The 18,461-nt window shown below is 39.5% G+C and carries 16 protein-coding genes; 10 read left to right on the top strand and 6 right to left on the bottom strand.

The features are described from left to right. Window positions 1-67: 67 nt before the first annotated feature. Window positions 68-766, top strand: a complete 699-nt coding sequence (gene rnc, locus NMG86_RS03515; protein WP_026797023.1) for a ribonuclease III — start codon at window positions 68-70, stop codon at window positions 764-766. Between the two features lie 62 nt (window positions 767-828). Here rnc and recA read toward each other — a convergent pair whose 3' ends face one another. Beyond that, on the bottom strand, window positions 829-1,917 hold the full coding sequence (gene recA / locus NMG86_RS03510) for a recombinase RecA (protein WP_026797022.1): 1,089 nt from the start codon (window positions 1,915-1,917) through the stop codon (window positions 829-831). A gap of 237 nt (window positions 1,918-2,154) precedes the next feature. Between recA and NMG86_RS03505 the strand changes: the two genes are divergently transcribed. After that, entirely contained in the window at window positions 2,155-2,751 is a 597-nt protein-coding gene (locus tag NMG86_RS03505; RefSeq protein ID WP_026797021.1) for a pseudouridine synthase, read from the top strand. A 181-nt stretch (window positions 2,752-2,932) separates the two neighbouring features. On the opposite strand, the gene NMG86_RS03500 is transcribed toward NMG86_RS03505, so the two are convergent. Beyond that, window positions 2,933-3,925, bottom strand: coding sequence for an aspartate carbamoyltransferase catalytic subunit (locus NMG86_RS03500; protein WP_026797019.1), 993 nt, complete (start codon window positions 3,923-3,925; stop codon window positions 2,933-2,935). A 167-nt stretch (window positions 3,926-4,092) separates the two neighbouring features. On the opposite strand from NMG86_RS03500, the gene NMG86_RS03495 reads away from it, so the two are divergent. The 7 genes from NMG86_RS03495 to NMG86_RS03465 all read left to right on the top strand — a co-directional run bounded on the left by NMG86_RS03495 (window position 4,093) and on the right by NMG86_RS03465 (window position 14,528). Next, complete coding sequence (locus tag NMG86_RS03495; RefSeq protein ID WP_026788681.1) at window positions 4,093-4,617, top strand: hypothetical protein; 525 nt, start codon at window positions 4,093-4,095, stop codon at window positions 4,615-4,617. 380 nt (window positions 4,618-4,997) lie between these two features. Then, window positions 4,998-6,014, top strand: coding sequence for a tRNA lysidine(34) synthetase TilS (gene tilS / locus NMG86_RS03490; RefSeq protein ID WP_026797018.1), 1,017 nt, complete (start codon window positions 4,998-5,000; stop codon window positions 6,012-6,014). Window positions 6,015-6,097: 83 nt separating this feature from the next. Beyond that, entirely contained in the window at window positions 6,098-6,463 is a 366-nt protein-coding gene (locus NMG86_RS03485) for a hypothetical protein (protein WP_042156298.1), read from the top strand. 108 nt (window positions 6,464-6,571) lie between these two features. After that, window positions 6,572-7,093: a zinc ribbon domain-containing protein gene (locus tag NMG86_RS03480; protein ID WP_026797016.1), complete on the top strand. Its 522-nt coding sequence runs from the start codon at window positions 6,572-6,574 to the stop codon at window positions 7,091-7,093. Window positions 7,094-7,173: 80 nt separating this feature from the next. Next, a complete protein-coding gene (locus tag NMG86_RS03475; protein ID WP_026797015.1) occupies window positions 7,174-10,317 on the top strand; it encodes a transglutaminase family protein in 3,144 nt (1,047 codons plus the stop codon). Between the two features lie 85 nt (window positions 10,318-10,402). After that, window positions 10,403-12,640: a phospholipase effector Tle1 domain-containing protein gene (locus NMG86_RS03470; RefSeq protein ID WP_026797014.1), complete on the top strand. Its 2,238-nt coding sequence runs from the start codon at window positions 10,403-10,405 to the stop codon at window positions 12,638-12,640. Between the two features lie 235 nt (window positions 12,641-12,875). Next, on the top strand, window positions 12,876-14,528 hold the full coding sequence (locus NMG86_RS03465; RefSeq protein WP_026788675.1) for a DUF6930 domain-containing protein: 1,653 nt from the start codon (window positions 12,876-12,878) through the stop codon (window positions 14,526-14,528). Between the two features lie 40 nt (window positions 14,529-14,568). Here the strand turns inward: NMG86_RS03465 and NMG86_RS03460 are convergent, their stop codons facing one another. The 4 genes from NMG86_RS03460 to NMG86_RS03445 form a co-directional block, all read right to left on the bottom strand. After that, window positions 14,569-15,150 (bottom strand): Uma2 family endonuclease, encoded by a 582-nt coding sequence (locus NMG86_RS03460; RefSeq protein ID WP_026788674.1) that lies wholly within the window; start codon window positions 15,148-15,150, stop codon window positions 14,569-14,571. A gap of 13 nt (window positions 15,151-15,163) precedes the next feature. Beyond that, on the bottom strand, window positions 15,164-15,679 hold the full coding sequence (locus tag NMG86_RS03455) for a hypothetical protein (protein ID WP_026788673.1): 516 nt from the start codon (window positions 15,677-15,679) through the stop codon (window positions 15,164-15,166). Window positions 15,680-15,737: 58 nt separating this feature from the next. Continuing rightward, window positions 15,738-16,865, bottom strand: a complete 1,128-nt coding sequence (locus NMG86_RS03450) for an aldo/keto reductase (RefSeq protein WP_026797013.1) — start codon at window positions 16,863-16,865, stop codon at window positions 15,738-15,740. A 69-nt stretch (window positions 16,866-16,934) separates the two neighbouring features. After that, the gene (locus tag NMG86_RS03445; protein ID WP_026788671.1) at window positions 16,935-17,444 is read right to left on the bottom strand and encodes a bifunctional nuclease family protein; all 510 of its coding nucleotides are present in this window, start codon (window positions 17,442-17,444) and stop codon (window positions 16,935-16,937) included. Window positions 17,445-17,637: 193 nt separating this feature from the next. On the opposite strand from NMG86_RS03445, the gene ribE reads away from it, so the two are divergent. Next, on the top strand, window positions 17,638-18,360 hold the full coding sequence (ribE, locus tag NMG86_RS03440) for a riboflavin synthase (protein ID WP_026788670.1): 723 nt from the start codon (window positions 17,638-17,640) through the stop codon (window positions 18,358-18,360). The last annotated feature ends 101 nt before the right edge of the window (window positions 18,361-18,461 follow it).

Below are 18,461 nucleotides of genomic sequence, written 5' to 3'. Positions count from 1 at the left end.
GCAAGATAAGTTTGCAATATACAGGCTTTACGATTTAACAATAACTAATTTAGATACTTAACAGCTTATGACCAAATTACCAGAGATCAAAAACGAACAATTGCGATTACAAGCATTAACCCATCGCTCCTATTTGAATGAACATCCTAACGCTGGAGAAGACAATGAAAGATTAGAATTTTTAGGGGATGCCGTCCTAGGATTTTTAGTGGGAGAATTGCTATTTAAAAAGCGCTATCCCGAAGATATGACTAAAATGAGTGAGGCAAATATGACCCGTTTACGGTCTGTGTTGGTTGATGAAAAACAACTAGCTAAATTTGCAGTACAATTTAATTTAGGGGAGTTATTACGGTTAGGAAAAGGGGCAATTCGAGACGGTGGACGCACCAACCCTTCCTTACTTAGTGATGCCTTTGAAGCCTATATTGGGGCCTATTATTTAGATACCAATATTGACGCTGTGCGAGAGTTCATACATCCGTTATTTTCTGCTGTTGCGAATGAAATGGTATTTCCCCAGTCGGAAACCACCCCTCAAACTTTGATTGATTGTAAAAACCGCTTTCAACAATGGGCGTTAGAAAAATCTGGTGAAAACCCGAAATATTATGTGATCGGAGAATCTGGGCCAGATCATGCTAAGGAATTTTGTATTGAAGTTCGGGTTAGGGATAAGGTATATGGCTATGGAAAAGGGAAGCGAAAACAGGATGGGGAAAAAAAAGCCGCCGAAGTGGCGCTGCAAAAATTGGGTCTATTGTAGTGAGTCCTTTAGGACTCTGGGCCCTGAAGGACTCTTAGCCCTAAAGGGCTTACTACATAACTTTATTCTTCTTCTGAACTGGCATCAATATCCTCATCATCATGGCTATCTACCTGGATGACAGAATTAGCTGAAACCACAGCCCCACTATCTAAAGCTCCTCTAACTTTTTGTTCAATTTCTTTGGCTAAGGTGGCATTTTCTTCTAAATAGATGAGGGTTTTATCCCGTCCCTGACCAATATTATCGCCGTTGTAACTATACCAAGCTCCTTTGCGTTTTAATACCCCGGTTTCTTCGGCTAAATCAATTAAACAGCCTAAAGTAGAAATGCCTTTTCCAAAAATAATATCAAATTCTGCAATACGGAAAGGAGGGGCAATTTTATTTTTAGCTACCTTAACTTTAGCCCTAATTCCGTATTCATCCGTTCCCCGTTTTAAGGTTTGAATTCGACGAATATCTAAACGTACAGAGGCATAGAATTTTAAGGCATTACCTCCGGTTGTGGTTTCTGGGTTTCCATAGACAACACCAATTTTTTGACGTAATTGGTTGAGGAAAATAACAGTACAATTCGACTTACCAATATTTCCCGTAATTTTGCGTAACGCCTGACTCATTAACCGAGCTTGTAAACCCATGTGGGAGTCCCCCATGTCCCCCTCAATTTCAGCCCGGGGAACTAGGGCAGCCACAGAGTCAATCACAATAATATCAACGGCCACAGACCGCACTAACTGATCCACCACCTCTAAGCCCATTTCTCCGGTGTCCGGTTGAGAAACCAGTAAATTTTCCGTATCCACCCCTAGGACGGCCGCATAGCTGGGATCTAGGGCGTGTTCGGCATCGACAAAGGCGGCTACTCCTCCGGCTTTTTGGACTTCGGCGATCGCGTGGAGGGCTAAGGTGGTTTTACCCGAACTTTCTGGCCCATAGATTTCAATTACCCGTCCCTTGGGTAAACCGCCCCCCAAGGCTAGGTCTAGGGTTAATGCACCACTGGGAATGGTTTCCACTTTCATGCGGGTGGAATCCCCTAACCGAACAATGGCCCCTTTGCCAAAGCTTTTCTCAATTTGGTTTAAAACAAGGGTTAGAGCTTTTTTCTTTTCAGAACTAGAATTATCTTTAGTATCTTTAGCCATTCGCTGTAATTTTAAGTAACGGTTAATTTTGACATCCTAGCCATACTAGCCGCTAGTGTGCATAACTGGTATGGTAGCAGTTATGCCGGGGTTCTGACTATTATGGATCTCCCCGGATATCGACGAGCTTAACAATTTTTTGCAGTTTGTCTGCCCAAGCTCTCAGGGAATTTGTCCCCATTATAAGAGAAATTGATGTTTTCGTCAATATAATAATAACAATTCTGTCATTTTTATATGTCTTATCGCTATATTTTGTTTTATAAACCTTATGATGTTTTGAGTCAGTTTACCGATGATGATCCCACCACTGCTATTCGTAAAACCCTGAAGGATTTTATTTCTATTCCTTTAGTTTATTCTGTGGGAAGGTTAGATCGAGATAGTGAAGGATTGTTACTTTTAACTAATGATAATTTTGTTAAACATCGCTTAATTGATCCTAAATTCGCCCATCCACGAACCTATTGGGTACAGGTGGAAAAAATACCAGATGAAACGGCGTTACAACAGTTAACTCAGGGGGTACAATTATCAGATTATCGGACAAAACCCGCCCAGGTTAAACTACTTTCTACTGAACCCAGTTTATCTCCTCGTGAGCCTCCGATTCGGTTTCGGAAAACCGTCCCTACGGCTTGGTTGGAATTAACCTTAACTGAAGGTCGTAACCGTCAAGTCAGGAAGATGACGGCGGCGGTGGGGTTTCCAACATTACGGTTAGTTAGAGTTGCGATCGCCCATTTAAGTTTAACAGGACTCGCACCCGGTGAATGGCGAGATTTAACCGAGGTTGAATTGAAACAATTAAGGCAAATATTAGGAAATTATTAAGTAGTTGCACAAAATAAATTACCTAGTTGATAGAAGGGGGAGGGAACAGGGAACAGCCCCCCAAACCCCGCACGGGGTAGCCCCCCAAACCCCCCGTGCACGGGGGGCTAGGGGGGGAGGGAACAGGGTAAAGGATGTGTAATTAATTTTGTTTAGGTACTTAATAAAAATTCCATAATAATTAATTAGGTTTTCCCCCTCCAATTAAATATAATAGTGCCATTCTAACTGCAATTCCACTGGTTACTTGTTGGGAAATTAAACTCAATTCGGGATCATCCATTAATTCAGAACTTAATTCTACCCCTCGATTTACTGGCCCAGGATGCAATATTTTCACATTTGGTTTACAGGCTTTTAAGCGTTCGTGGGTCAGACCAAATAATTGATGATATTCGCGTAAACTGGGTAATAAATGGGCGGTCATCCGTTCTTTTTGTAAGCGCAAAGTCATGACAAAATCGGCATTTTCCAAAGCTTCATCTAAATTCCAATGTAAAAATAGTTTTCCGGGGCGATTTTTGCCAAATTCAGCAAATAATTCTGGGAGTAAAGTCGGGGGAGCGGCTAAGTGTAATTCCGCTTGGGTAGCGGTTAAACTCCAAATATTAGAACGGGCGACCCGAGAATGTAAAATGTCTCCGACAATGGCTATTTTTTTGCCATTTAATTGTTCAATTTGAGGGTTGTCTGGGTCAAGAATTCGGCAAATTGTGAATAAATCTAATAGTGCTTGGGATGGGTGTTCGTGTTGACCATCGCCCGCATTTAAAACCGCTACTTTTGCATTTAAACGGTCTAATTCTGCGGCGATCGCAAAGGGAACTCCAGCCTGTTTATGACGAATTACCATCATATCCGTCCCCATGGCTAAATAGGTTTTAGCGGTGTCGAGAATGGTTTCTCCTTTGGTCAGGGAGGAAGTCCCCGGAGCAAAATTTAAGGTATCTGCTGATAGTCTTTTGGCGGCGAGTTCAAAGCTATTCCGAGTCCGGGTTGAGGGCTCAAAAAATAAATTGGCGACCACTTGACCTTGGAGGGCGGGGACTTTTTTGGTGCGACGTCCTAAGACTTCTCGAAAGCTAGTGGCGGTTTGTAAAATGTTATTATATTCCGTCGCCGTAAAGTCAGCTAGGGATAAAATATGGCGGCGAGTCCAGGGAGCAGTAGCCATTGTCAAATAATTAGCAATTATAGGATTTTGGAATCAAAATTTGAGGTTTAAAATCATCGGAATTTTGATCCAATATTTAATTATACTGGGTGATCGTTCAAAGCGGAATATAAACCTCAAGGCTTGAACAATAAACTAATAGTTATTTTTAGAATACCCTTTGAACTATGAACAGTATCCAATCCTTTTTGACCGCTTGTATCCTTGGTGTTACTATTCTTAACTTAAGTAGTTGTAGCACCCCTCCGATGGAAACTGAAACCCCGCAGACACCGACGCCTACAGCCACCGTTTCCCCTCAACCGACCTCTGAACCTCAAAAACAAGCTATTTCCAATGCTGACACGGTTCCCGTGACCATTTATCAGGTGGATACTCAATGTTCTGAGTTAGTTCCTCGACAAATTACGGTTCCCAAAAAACAGGCTTTAGAAAGGGCGATCGCAGAGGTTTTAGCACAACAAAGTAGTTCGGATTTTACTTTAAATTATCGGGTAAATGTAGATCCAGAAAAACAGGTTGTGACGATTGATTTTCGCGTTCCGACTAATGCGGATCGGACGTTTAATTCCTTGTCTAGTTGTGAACAGTTAGCCTTGTTTGGGAGTTTGAGAAAAACAATTATTGGTAATTCTAATTGGCAAATTAATGAGGTAATTTTTACCGAACAAGGAGAAGAAATTACGTTATAAAAGCCATCTAAATTTGGGTAAGGAATGAAAAATAAATAACTTGCACAATTAAACCCTGGAAACCCTTATCTACCGTAAACTATTGCTCAATTAGTCACCTTATTGGTTTTCCATTCCTAAGTACCTAAAAAAATTAATTACAAATCCTCTACCCTGTTCCCTCCCCCCTAGCCCCCCGTGCACGGGGGGTTTGGGGGGGCTCCTCCGTGCACGGGGGGTTTGGGGGGGCTCCTCCGTGCACGGGGGTTTGGGGGGGCTCCTCCGTGCACGGGGGGTTTGGGGGGGCTATTCCCGATTCCCGATTCCCGATTCCCGATTCCCGATTCCCGATTCCCGATTCCCGATTCCCGATTCCCTATTCCCTGCTTTTACGAATAATCATGTCTAATCTTTCTGAATGGACTCTATTACATACCCAACTCCATCGTACCCTACGCGATCGCAATATTTTACCTCGATCTAAACGTTTATTAGTGGCGGTATCGGGGGGACAGGACTCTTTATGTTTAATTCGATTATTATTAGATTTACAACCCAAATGGCATTGGCAAATTGCTATGGTTAATTGTGATCATCGTTGGCGTTCTGATTCTCAAGCCAATACCGATTATATTGAACAATTAGCTGATAGTTGGCAAATTCCCTTTTATCGAGAAACCGCCGATATTATTCCCGCTACAGAAGCCGCAGCTAGGGAATGGCGTTATCAGGTTTTAACTGAAATTGCTCAAAGCAATAATTATGCTTATATTGTTACAGGTCATACCAAAAGCGATCGGGCTGAAACTCTACTTTATAACTTAATTCGAGGTAGTGGCGCCGATGGTTTACAAGCCTTAACTTGGCAACGTCCTCTGGATTCTATATCAACAAATTCGATAATTTTAGTTCGTCCTTTATTAGATATTACTAGGGAACAAACAGGGCATTTTTGTCAAGAAAAAGCCCTAAAGATTTGGCTAGATATTACCAATAATGATTTACATTATGCTCGTAACCGAATTCGCCAAGAACTTTTACCCTATTTACAAACCCATTTTAACCCCCAAGTCGAATCTCATCTAGCCCAAACCGCAGAATTATTGCGATCGGAAGTAGACTATTTAGAAGAACTGACAGAAACCCTATTTCAACAGGTGGTATTTTGGGAAAATGGCAGTCAAGATCGATTAAAAATAAATCGTTTAGCCCTGAGCCAAACCCATGAAGCTCTAAAACGTCGAGTGAGTCGGAAAGTCTTACAAAAAGTTATGCAAAAATCTGCTAATTTTGAACAAATTGAAAAATTAACTGCTTTAATTCATGCCCCAAATCGGACTCAAACCGATCCCTTTCCTGGGGGTGCGATCGCCATTGTTGATGGGGAGTGGATCGTCTTTAGTCTGACATCAAATTAGACTTAAATTCCGCCCTCTTGACAAAACTATTCATCAAGGTATATAGTTCTATAGCAATTCCATTGTTTGGTGAGGAACCTGTAATGATTAGTCAGTTTGGTAAAAATAAATGTCTTTCTACTCTGTTACTAGCGACAGCAATATTGGTACCAGGAATCAGCTTAACAAATTCAAAAGCGATCGCACAATCGGAGGCTGTAACTTTTAAATTGATCAATGGGACTGATAAAGTGATGACAGAATTTTATGCTTCCCCTCCCAGTACCTCAGATTGGGAAGATGATATTCTTGGCGTTGATGTTCTTAACCCTGGCGACAGTATAACTATTAAGATAGATGATGGTCGAGAAGATTGTAACTATGACTTTCGGGCTGTCTTTGAAGATGGTACTGAATCAGTGGACACCGGAGAAAAGATTTGTAGCGGTGAAGAATACACATATCAATAACGTTTGGCTTGGGTCATTCCTAATACAATTGTTAAGAAACCCTATCCTTTGAGAAACTCGACCCTACAATGCAAAATAGCACTATAGAGTTGACAAAGGAGCCTTCCTATGGCCTATGTATGCGAGCTAGGGACAGGTCAAAGCGTTTATTTAGAAAATCAGGGCGCACAAACTGTTGTCACCCTCATTAGCAGTGGCCCTGGACAACAGCAACAAGCGAGTAGCAGTTTTACAACCGGAGTTTGGAGTTCACCCCCCCAGGTGTTCCAGACTCCTTATGGTCTGGTACTCAAAGTCATATCCGAACAGGGGGAAAGAAGCCTACAAATTCAAGGGACTAGCGTTAGTATTCTGGGTGAAATGCCCTCTGTGACTGATTCTCAACAACTCACGGTTCAGGAAGTCACGAGGGTATCTGTTTCTCCATTAAAACCGATGGAACCGATGAAAATGGAACCCATGAAACCCATGAACCTAAAAATGGGGGATATGCAGATGAATATGAACCCGATGTCTATGCGAATGGGGTCGGGTTCATCGGAGGAGAATCCTAAGTCTTTTTGTAGTCAATGTGGGACATCGGTAAAACCGGAAGACCGATTTTGTTCTAATTGTGGTCATCAATTGTAAGTAATCAGTCATCAGTTAAGAGTCATCAGTTAACAGTTTTTATTCGTTAGCTAATATTGTATATCTAATATATCTAAAAAATGTCTATTAAAGTTAGTCTTAACCATCAGATTTCCTATCAATTTGAACGTCCGGTAATTCTTGGCCCTCAGACCATTGGATTGCGTCCTGCTTCCCATTGTCGGACACCGATATTGAGTTATGCCCTGAATATTTCCCCCTCTGACTATCAACTAACCTGGTTACAGGATCATTATGGCAATTTTTTGGCTAAGGTTAACTTTCCCCAAACCACAGATTATCTTAAAATTGAAGTTGATTTAATTGCCCAAATTCAACCAATTAATCCCTTTAATTTTTTAATTGAAAGCTACGCTACTCACTATCCTTTTGAATATGAACCCCGTCTAGCAAAAGAACTTAGTCCATTTTTAGAGATTGCGGAATCGGGAGAATTACTAAAAAATTGGGTAGAAATTCATCGTCAACAGGATATTTATACTTCTAATTTTTTACTGGATTTAATTCAAAAACTAGCTCAAGATATCCAATATCAAATCAGATTAGAACCTGGTATCCAAACCTGTGAAGAAACCCTGGAGAAAAAAATCGGTTCCTGTCGAGATACGGGATGGTTATTAGTTCAAATTTTACGCCATTATGGATTAGCGGCTCGATTTGTTTCGGGATATTTAATTCAACTTACTAATGATATTCCCCCCTTGGATGGGTTGCCAGGGCCAGTTTATGATAATGCTGATTTACACGCCTGGGCTGAGGTTTATATTCCGGGTGCAGGTTGGATAGGACTTGACCCCACATCAGGTTTAATTACTGCTGAAGGTCATATTCCTTTAGTTTGTGTGGCTGACCCCCAAGATGCCAGTCCAGTCCAGGGAACTTTTGAACCTTGCGAGTCGAAACTAGACTTTTCAGTAACAGTTTCTCGCTATCACGAAATCCCTAGAGTTACTAAACCTTATAATCAAGAACAATGGCAACAAATTAATTATTTAGGCGAAATAGTTGAAGATAATTTACAACGTTTAAATGTCGGTTTAACTATGGGTGGGGAACCAACATTTGTTTCAATTGATGATTTTGAATCTTCCCAATGGCGCGTTACAGCATTAGGAGAAGAAAAACGCAAAATTGCTTGGCAACTGCTGAATAGATTAGAAGCTAAATTTGCTCATAAAGGTGGATTACTTCATTATGGATTAGGAAAATCTTATCCAGGTGAAGCCTTGCCCCGTTGGACTTTAGGGTGTTATTGGAGAACAGATGGAATCCCTTTATGGCATAATCGAGAACTCTATGCTCAGGAGGATAAAAACAATAATTATACCTCAAAAAATGCCCAAATTTTTATTGAATCTTTAGCTAAAAATTTAGGAGTTAAATCCGATTTTATTATTTCAGCTTACGAACTAAATTCTAATATTATATCTGGATATACACTACCTATTTTATCAGTTAAAAAAGCAGAAAATATTCATTGGAGTAGTTGCCAATGGCGACTTTCTACTCCCAACAAAATAGAACTTTTAACTGGAAATTTACCGATAGGATTTCGCTTACCTTTAAGTTCTTTAGATTGGCAAAATGATCAACTTGAACCAGAAGCAATTATTCCCTTAACTCATTCGCCAATTATTCCGAATTTTGAACCCTTAGAATCTCCAATTAATTCAATTAGGGTGGCTTTAAGTGTGGAAGTTAGACAGGGAAAAATTCACGTTTTCTTACCTCCAATTTCCTCTCCTCGGAGTTTTGTAGATTTAATTACAGCCATTGAAAATACCACTGCCCAACTTCAATATTCAGTGCTAATAGAAGGATATACACCCCCAGTAAATACAGGAATTATCGGGTTTCAAATTACCCCAGACCCGGGAGTAATTGAGGTTAATATTCATCCCGCCTCTAACTGGCAAGAATTAGTCGAAATTACAAATATTTTATATGAAGAAGCCAGATTATCCCGTTTAGGAACGGAAAAATATCTATTAGATGGACGACGAATTCCTACCGGGGGAGGTGCCCATGTTACCATAGGCGGAAAAACTGTTTATGATAGCCCGTTATTACGTCGTCCCGATTTATTAAGAAGTTTAATTACCTATTGGCAAAATCACCCCTGTTTATCGTTTTTATTCTGTGATTTATTTGTCGGGCCAACCAGTCAAGCTCCCCGGGTGGATGAAGCTAGACATGAAAGTTTATATGAGTTAGAAATTGCCTTTCAACAGTTGGAATATCAAGCCAATATTGCTCCTAAATTAGTAGATCGTTTATTAAGAAACCTATTAGTTGATATTACTGGAAATACCCATCGTTCAGCTTTTTGTGTTGATAAATTATACCCAATTGAAAACCCTAAAAATCAATTAGGATTATTAGAATTTCGCGCTTTTGCCATGCCTCCCCATCCCCAGATGAACCTATTACAAATGTTATTAATTCGGGCATTAGTAGCCTGGTTCTGGGAAAAACCCTATACCCATTCATTAATTCGTTGGGGAACAACTCTACATGATCGGTTTATGTTACCCCATTATTTAGGAGAGGATTTAAAAACAATTATTGAGGACTTAAAAACCGTTGGTTATGAATTTGAATTTGATTGGTTTGCTCCTTTTATTGAATTTCGGTTTCCTCGTTATGGAGAAATCACAAAAGAGGGGGTAGAATTAGAACTGCGTCATGGAATTGAACCTTGGCACGTTTTAGGAGAAGAAAGCTCGTCAGGAAGTACGGCCCGTTATGTAGATTCCTCCATGGAAAGGGTACAAATTATATTAAGAAATGCTTTAGGAAATTCTGCTAATATTGATAGTTATTCGGCTCGATATATTGTTACTTGTCAGGGTCGTCCTATTCCCTTAAAATCCACTGGAAATCCAGGGGAATATGTCGGTGCGGTAAGGTTTCGGGCGCGACGCTATACTTCTTTATTGCATCCTGCTATTGATCCCCATGATCCCTTAATTTTTGATATTGTTGATACTGGGTCAAACCGTTCCATTGGGGGTTGTACTTATTTTGTGAGTCCTCCCAATGGTAAAATATATCAACAATTTCCGATTAATCATCGAGAAGCAGAAAGTCGAATGTTAGAACGATTTGTAGCCATGGGTCACACATCTGGATTGATTAAACTTCCACCTTTAAAATTAAATCCTGAATATCCATTAACCTTAGATTTACGCCAAATTCCTTGATGATGCAAGAAAAACAGGTAAAATAAAGGTAAAATATCTTAAAACCCGTGCAGAACCCTTTAATAATTTTATTAGGATAAAATTAATGTCTGAACAAAAATCAGTCCTAGTTTTTGATGGTATCAATGACCACATAGAGTTATCTAAAAGTTTTCCCGACCTGGACAAAGCCATCACTATCGAATTTTGGGCTAAGGGCGGAAACAGTTTGACCGAACAAACCAGTATTCTTGAGGCTTATAATAATCAAAATACTCGGGTCTTACAAATTAGTTTGCCTTGGTGGGATGAAACAGATACTCGGATTTTTTGGGACGCCGGAAATCAGGATGGGTTTGATCGCATTGATAAAACCGTGAGACTCAGAGAATATAATGGGTGGACTCATTGGGCTTTTGTGAAAAATGCCACCACCGGGCGAATGTACATTTATCGGAATGGAGGAGTCTGGCATCGAGGGAACGGGCATAATAGACCATTAACGGGGATCAAAAAACTGGTCATTGGTTCTTCTGTCAATAGTTCTCATTATTGGAAGGGTTCCCTGGCTGAATTTTATATTTGGAATCAAGCTCGCACCCAAGAAGAAATTAAACAGGACATGAATCGGCGTTTAGTCGGTGATGAACTGGGGTTATCAACTTATTTACCTCTAAATGGGGATGTTAATGACAAAACCAGCTATACTAACGATGGCATAATTTATGGGACGAGTTGGAAATTAGAGAAATTACCTGCCAAAAAAATTGAACAAACTCCCAGGATTAAAAATAAAATTAAAACCAGAACTAAAACTAAAAAATCTAGTCAACCTATGACCACTAATGAACCTGTATCAGAATCGGAAATCTTAGAACCAATATTAGAAACCTCGGAACCGATTATTACCGATGAGCTAATATCAGAATCGGAAATCTTAGAACCAATATTAGAAATCTCGGAACCGATTATTACCGATGAGCTAATATCAGAATCGGAAATCTTAGAACTAATATTAGAAACCTCGGAACCGATTATTACCGATGAGCTAATATCAGAATCGGAAATCTTAGAACCAATATTAGAAATCTCGGAACCGATTATTACCGATGAACTAATATCAGAATCGGAAATCTTAGAACCGATTTCAGAATCAACTCAACCCATAATTATTGAACAAATTTCTAATGATGAAACACTAGAATCCAATCAACTTTATTCTGGTATTCAGAAAAAACGATTAGTGATTTGCTGTGATGGAACTTGGAATCAACCCGCCAGTTTCTATCCAAATAATGTGATCAAATTTGCCCGATCAGTTAAATATGCAGCCGACGATCAAACACCGCAAATTGTCTTCTATTTACCAGGATATGGCACAGAAGAAGAAGATAATTTAGATAATTTAATCAAACGTTTAGGCGAAGGTGCTTTTGGATGGGGAATTGACAGAATTATTCAAGAAACCTATCGCTTTTTATGTATGAACTATAACGTAGATGCCCAGGACGAAATCTACCTCATGGGTTTTAGTCGTGGAGCCTACATCGTTCGCTCTTTAGTGGGTATGATCCATAAGTGTGGTTTGTTAAAACGTTCCAAGATTCGGGAAATTCCTAAAGCCTATCAGCTTTATCGAGATGTAAAAATTAGTCCCAATCATCCAAAAGCTCAAAAATTCCGTGAAGAAAATTCCAAAAAAATTGATACCGAAAAAGACTATCTACAGTATCGTGTACCGATTAAAATGTTAGGCTGTTGGGATACAGTAGGAAAATTAGGTATTCCTGATTTAACCCCTTGGTTACCAATTGCCAAACCATGGAATCAGAGATATGAATTTTTTGATAATAGATTAAGTCCCATTGTAGAAAATGCTTTTCATGCAGTTGCCATTGATGAGAAATCCAAAAATTTTCCTTTAGCTGTCATGGAGAGAAATGAAAAAAATCCTGACCAAATAGTTAAAGAAGTCTGGTTTTCTGGTGAACATAACTGTATCGGTGGGGGAATTAAAGAATATCAGGGACTATCGGATTATCCTTTAGAATGGATGATAAACCAAGCTAAAAAATTAGGATTAGAGTTTTGTTTCCCTGAAAATGAAAGTGAAGAATTCCAGATTAAGCCAGATATAACGGCTAAATTTGATAATAGTCTTACTGGCGTTTATTCTCTGGGTGGTGAGGAATGGCGATCGCCAAAATCTTCTGAAATTATTATTCATCATAGTGTTATCAAACGACTTAACGCCGATCCCGATTATCGACCCAAAAATCTTAATCCGATGCTCAAGGATTTGATTGAAACCGAATCATCAAATAGAATTGACAACGAATTTTGATACCCTTAATTAATTTTTCAAACTACAGTGTTTGGTCAGGGTTTACAATCGTGGGTAGTCCTTGGTAAAGACAGAGTGTAGGATTTTGCCATGGACTGTCCTAAAGCGACGGATTTTTCTGGGATTTTTCCTATAAGATGGATACAGCATTGCATTACAACATGGCGAGTTTAAGCTATTCGTTGTGTGGCACCATCGAAACTGGTGAAACTACCCCAAGATTAAGATTAATTTGATGGCAACTCTCAATCACTCAACCGTCCGTAGGCTCAAAAATTTACCCCAAATTCCCAGTGTGTGGGAAGGAGATCGGCGTCCAATGGCAACCGATGCCAGTCCTACTACCGACACAGACTCCGAAGCTACGGGCGAATGTATTATTTGGGTAGATGGATCTCAGGGGATGGTGCGAGCAATGGATATGGTGGCATCAGATATGGGGCCAGAAGCAATTGTAAGGACACTACTCAGGGCCATCGAACATCCCCAAAGTTCCGCGCCCGTGGCCCGTCCCCAAAAAATAGTGGTCAAAGATCGGGAAATTCAATTTTTTCTGCGGGGGGTTCTCCAAGATTTAGATATCGTCATTGAATATGTCCCGGATTTACCTCTGATTGATGAAATTTTTCGAGGGTTACAGGAAGTGGCCCAGAGCCGCCCGCCCCAACTCCCGGCCCAATATGCAAAAGTGGTGACGGAAAAAGCCTATCAAATTTGGCAAGATGCTCCTTGGGAACATTTAGGAGATCATCAGATTATTTCAGTTGAATTAAACCTATTTGGTGTTAATACCTTATATATTTCCACTTTGGGTAAACTGGGAATGGATTATGGGGTATTGTTGTATCGTTCTTTGGACTCGTTAAGACGGTTTCGAGAAAGAATTATTCGCAATAAATCCTATGAAAATTTAGAGGAAGCTTTTTTAACTCAGGACTGTTTATTTGTTACTTTTGATCGCACCGATGGTTTTGATGAAGATGAGGACGAGGATGATGATGATTTTGTCAGTATCACTAATTTATCCCCATCGGAAATCGAGCCCAATTTTGGTAATCTTCATCCCTTAGAAGGATTACGTTCGATTTTGTATGATGAAGAAGCGGCGACTGTTTTAATTGCTTTAGAAGCCTTACATCGCTTTTTACGGGATCATCGTCAAAAATTAGCCCGATATGAGTTTCCTAGTCTAAACCGTCGGTATCGGATTCCGGTAGATTTGCCCGATGGGGAGAAAAAACAGGTCTCGGTAAAGGTGGAAACTTTACCCGATATTGCTTCGGAGTTGGCGTCAATGGTGGCGGATGATGACGAAGATGATGATGAGGACATGGACGTCGATGTTCCTCGGTTACGCGATGATTTAGTCCCGCCCAAGTCTTTCTTGAGTTTGGGAGTTATCCCCTGGAAAACTGCTAAATATTTGCGAAGTAATACCCAATTTCATCAAGCCGCAGAAACAGAAATTACAGAAGCTGGCGATGGTTTACCAGTGGTTGTGATTCAAACTACTAAACCGAAAGCTGAGGTATTAATTCGCAGTTTACAAGATGCGGGCGGACTCGAAGGAATTTGTTTTAATCCGGGTGAAGATCCGACTCGGGGCTGCAATTATGACTTGGGAATTCTTAAAACAGAAGATGGAGATTTACATTTATTTGGGGAGTTTATTGAAGATGATCCGGTGCATCAAGAAGCCCGGAAAAAATGGGAACAACGCTGTAAAGAAACCAAGGGTTGGTGTGGTTTAATTATTGCTATGGGATTAACGGGTGCTTCCCGAGGTCAACCCCAATTTAAGGATATGATGGCTTTATTGGAAGTCCATTTTATTCCTTCTGAGGATTTAGATTTAGGCCGATTACAGTTAATTCCAGCAGATTTTTAAAAAGATTCCCCCTCAACTAAAAAAGGGGGGAATCATTCTATTAGGAATTGATAAAATCAATATTTTCATAAAGATCAGCAATTAATATTTGTAATTCCAGGGTATTTAAAGATAAAGTAATATTCGGATCATCATATTCTGAAAATGTCCATTGATTCACACCAGTTTTAACATAATGTTCAACATGAATCCGATATTGATCCACTAATAAATATTCTTTAAAAGTTGGGATAGTTCGATAGGTGGCAAATTTTTCGCTACGGTCATAATTTTGGGTGGATTTAGATAGAATTTCGGCGATAAGAACAGGATTAATCACTGTATCTTTTCGTCCGATTTGCAGTTCTATGGGCTTTTGCAGTACCATAACATCGGGATAGGTATAGATGTTAATAGTTGGAATCCACAGCCGTTGATCTGCGATAAAAATGCGATAAGGTTGACCTTTTAACGCAAGTTTGAGAGAAGCGTTCAGGTTTCCAGCAATTTCGTTATGGTCAGGTGTTCCACCAGTCATAGGAATAATTTCTCCATTGCGATATTCGTTGCGAGTTTCACAGACAATTTCTAGTTCTAGGTATTCTTCAGGAGTGTAGATTTTTGTTTCACTTTGAGCAATCATAATTTGTTGACTCCTATTTAAAATCTCGTCTTCTTAAACCAGTAGATCTAATTTTAACCTTACAGTCTAAAGGAGATCTGGTAAAATCACAGTAATAATAGCCAAGTAAATCTCCTTGAAGGTTACAAACTCGCAAATTATAACCATAACTTTGAGCTACGGTCGCAAATCTATTTACCAATACATATTGTCCTAAATACTGTTGTGCATTCCATTTTTCTCGGTCTACTACTAATGTTATAGGAGCATCTAAATAAATATTAGGTGAAAGTTGCACAACATTATTTTCAATATACCAAGTTTTCATAACTTTGTCTTCATAGAGTTTTTCAGCTAACCAAAGATTAGGGATACTAGGTTCGGTTTGAGAGACAGGAGGAAAGGGTAAAACAGCATCTTCTGAAAAACAGGATTTTGTCGGTTTATTCAGGGAAATTTCTGGAGATGTTTGCGATCGCACTGGATAAATTAAACTATTAAAAATCAAGATACAGATAAAAACTTTAGCTAGTTTATTGATTAAATTCATAAATTATGATAGGATTAAGTTAACCACAAAGACACGAAGACACGAAGGCAGATAATTTCTATTCCCAAAGTCGTTTTCTTTCTGTACCTTTGAGAAGTTCGTGGGTCTGTTTTAATAAGGTAGGAATGTCTAATTGTTCAGGACAACGGGGTAAACAGTCGCCACAGTCGTTACAACGATTTGCTTTATTACCTGGAAACCAATGACCGGCATTTTCAAACATTTGATAACGATATTTTCCAAATTCGATCATATCGTAAGCCAGAGCTAAATTTCTTAATCGTAAGACTTCGGGAATATTAATCTGTTCTGGACAGGGTAAACATTGATCACATTGACTACATTTTGTTATTCCTAAACGTTCTATTTTTTGGGTTTCTAATTGTTGAAAAATAGCGATTTCTTCTGGGGTTAATTCAATTTCTTGGTCGGCTACTTTTAAAGGGTGATCTAATTCTAATTCTTCGGGGGTCGTCGCCCCTACACTTAAAGTTGTAATTCGGGAATCATTTAATAAGAATCGGTAATTTAATATTAGGGGAGAAATCGGATCACAGAGGTTTTTTAAGGTTTCTGGAGGAGAATAAAGTTGTCCACCTTTATCCGCCGGAGAAATAATAAAAATTCCCATATCTTTTTGAGCAGCTAACTCAATGGCGATCGCATTTTTTTGAAAAAAATAGTAATAATGCAGATTGACAAATTGAAATAAATCTGTTTGAATTGCTGATAAAATTACCTCTAGGGGAGCATGAGTTGAAAACCCTAAATGATGTACTCGACCATCGGCGATCGCTTTTTCAACTCCTGATAGTCCTTGAAGGGTTTGTTCTAGGTGTTCTCTGGTGTTAATTCCATGAATTGCTAGACAGTCGAGATAATCTAAATTTAGGCGTTTTAGGGATTGATCAATTTTTTTTTCTAACACATCTGGGTTAGAATCGGGGGTGATTTTAGTCGTAATATAAAATTGCGATCGCTCTATTGACAAACCCCCTAATATTGCCGCCCCTAAAAAAGATTCACTTTCACCATAACCCTGTGCGGTTTCAATATGATTTATCCCCAGAGAAATCGCTTTTTTGATTGTTAAATAGGCATTTTCTGAAGATGCCAAATAACGCATTGTACCCAAAGAAAATACAGAAAAATCTAGGTTCGTTTTGCCAAACCGTCTATAACGCATTATTGATATATTGATGATTAACTGTTCTTTCTTATTAGCAAGTGAGGACGGACTGCTCCCCCGACTCTCCTATTGTGTTTCATCGGTTTTATTCAGTTCTGAACGTTTGATTAAATCCGAAGGACTCAAGTTAGAGATAAAGTCTCGAAACGCTCGTCTTTCTGCTTCATCCGCATCCCTATCCACAGGAATAGAAGCATCTGCAATGACTTCTTCCATAACCCAAATTGAGCTATCGGTGCGTAAAGCAATAGCAATTGCATCACTAGGACGAGCATCAATTTCCTTCCTAATTTCTCCTTGACGGACAATTAACACAGCATAAAACGTGCTATCTTGCAAGGAATGAATGATAATCTTTTCCAGGGTCATATCCCAAGTTTCGAGAAGATTAACAAATAGATCATGGGTCAGGGGTCGGGGTGGTTTATGATTTTCTAAAGCACCGAGGATCGATTTGGCTTGATCCTGGCCAACATAAATCGGTAAAGCACGTCTCTCGACCGCATCTCGCAGTAGAATAATCGGGCTGCGTGTAGCCGCGTCGAGTGCAATTCCAGCGACTTTCATTTCAATCATTACGTTTATTAGCCTCTCTATCAAATATTCCCGACAAGCTCAGTGGTTAAGCCATAGATACTTATACCAACTCTATTCCAGTATGCCTTGATTTTTGTCGGAATCGACATTGGATTTTAGCTGTTGAGGTATTAACCGTTAACCGTGAACACCTCAACCCTGAACACCTCAACCTTTAACAACTAACTGCTCTATGTTTACAGGACTTATTCAAGCGCTGGCAACCCTTCAACCTCTAGGACAAGATCAATTCCAAATTAGTTGCGTCTTGGGGGATGTGGACTTAATTTTAAAGGATTTAGCCATCGGTGATAGTGTAGCAGTGGATGGAGTTTGTCTGACGGTGGTAGAAATTCGGGATAAAGGGTTTATCGCCACGGCGTCTCCTGAAACCTTAAACCGGACAAAACTGGGACAGAGTTTAGAAGGTTATTTTAACTTAGAAACGTCCCTAAGAGCCGGAAGTAAGTTAGGGGGACATTTTGTTACGGGTCATATTGATGGAGTCGGGTGTCTCCAGTCCGTTACTTCGACAGCAACTTCTTGGGAAATGCGGTTTGGCGCTCCTGTTAGTGACGCCAATATTTGGCGGCGTCAAATTGCTCCTTATATTGTGCCAAAAGGAAGTATTGCAGTCAATGGAATTAGTTTAACAATTTCTGATTGTGATCTTGACGGTAATTGGTTTCAAGTGGCGGTTATTCCCCATAGTTATCAAGAAACCAATTTACGCTATTTACAACCGGGAAGTTGGGTTAATATTGAAGCAGATATTTTAGGAAAATATGTCGGGAAATTTCTCCAAAGTTATCTCAAAGGAAACTTGAATTATGTTGAAAGTTATGATAATATCCCAGCAATTTCCACCTTAACAGAAATTACCCCAGAGTTTTTAGCTGAACATGGATTTAGTTAATTAATGTTATTTTAGTGGCGCTCGCTCCATTTTTCGCTAATCTAGGAATAATATAGCAATCCTATTTGAGTTGTGTTCAAAAGTCCTGGGCAAAAGGGAAC

This window comes from Planktothrix rubescens CCAP 1459/22, from assembly GCA_904830895.1.
GTDB lineage: Bacteria > Cyanobacteriota > Cyanobacteriia > Cyanobacteriales > Microcoleaceae > Planktothrix > Planktothrix agardhii.
Note: the sequence above shows the minus strand (reverse complement) of the source record. Positions and strands in the feature narration are given on the sequence as shown.

Excerpts from the sequence above, each read along its gene's own strand:
- NMG86_RS03460 (WP_026788674.1), bottom strand. The coding sequence starts at position 15,150 with ATGATTGCTCAAAGTGAAACAAAAATCTACACTCCTGAAGAATACCTA.
- rnc (WP_026797023.1), top strand. The coding sequence starts at position 68 with ATGACCAAATTACCAGAGATCAAAAACGAACAATTGCGATTACAAGCA.
- recA (WP_026797022.1), bottom strand. The coding sequence starts at position 1,917 with ATGGCTAAAGATACTAAAGATAATTCTAGTTCTGAAAAGAAAAAAGCT.
- NMG86_RS03475 (WP_026797015.1), top strand. The coding sequence starts at position 7,174 with ATGTCTATTAAAGTTAGTCTTAACCATCAGATTTCCTATCAATTTGAA.
- NMG86_RS03480 (WP_026797016.1), top strand. The coding sequence starts at position 6,572 with ATGGCCTATGTATGCGAGCTAGGGACAGGTCAAAGCGTTTATTTAGAA.
- ribE (WP_026788670.1), top strand. The coding sequence starts at position 17,638 with ATGTTTACAGGACTTATTCAAGCGCTGGCAACCCTTCAACCTCTAGGA.
- NMG86_RS03445 (WP_026788671.1), bottom strand. The coding sequence starts at position 17,444 with ATGATTGAAATGAAAGTCGCTGGAATTGCACTCGACGCGGCTACACGC.
- NMG86_RS03455 (WP_026788673.1), bottom strand. The coding sequence starts at position 15,679 with ATGAATTTAATCAATAAACTAGCTAAAGTTTTTATCTGTATCTTGATT.
- NMG86_RS03465 (WP_026788675.1), top strand. The coding sequence starts at position 12,876 with ATGGCAACTCTCAATCACTCAACCGTCCGTAGGCTCAAAAATTTACCC.
- NMG86_RS03500 (WP_026797019.1), bottom strand. The coding sequence starts at position 3,925 with ATGGCTACTGCTCCCTGGACTCGCCGCCATATTTTATCCCTAGCTGAC.
- NMG86_RS03495 (WP_026788681.1), top strand. The coding sequence starts at position 4,093 with ATGAACAGTATCCAATCCTTTTTGACCGCTTGTATCCTTGGTGTTACT.
- NMG86_RS03485 (WP_042156298.1), top strand. The coding sequence starts at position 6,098 with ATGATTAGTCAGTTTGGTAAAAATAAATGTCTTTCTACTCTGTTACTA.
- NMG86_RS03450 (WP_026797013.1), bottom strand. The coding sequence starts at position 16,865 with ATGCGTTATAGACGGTTTGGCAAAACGAACCTAGATTTTTCTGTATTT.
- NMG86_RS03470 (WP_026797014.1), top strand. The coding sequence starts at position 10,403 with ATGTCTGAACAAAAATCAGTCCTAGTTTTTGATGGTATCAATGACCAC.
- NMG86_RS03505 (WP_026797021.1), top strand. The coding sequence starts at position 2,155 with ATGTCTTATCGCTATATTTTGTTTTATAAACCTTATGATGTTTTGAGT.
- tilS (WP_026797018.1), top strand. The coding sequence starts at position 4,998 with ATGTCTAATCTTTCTGAATGGACTCTATTACATACCCAACTCCATCGT.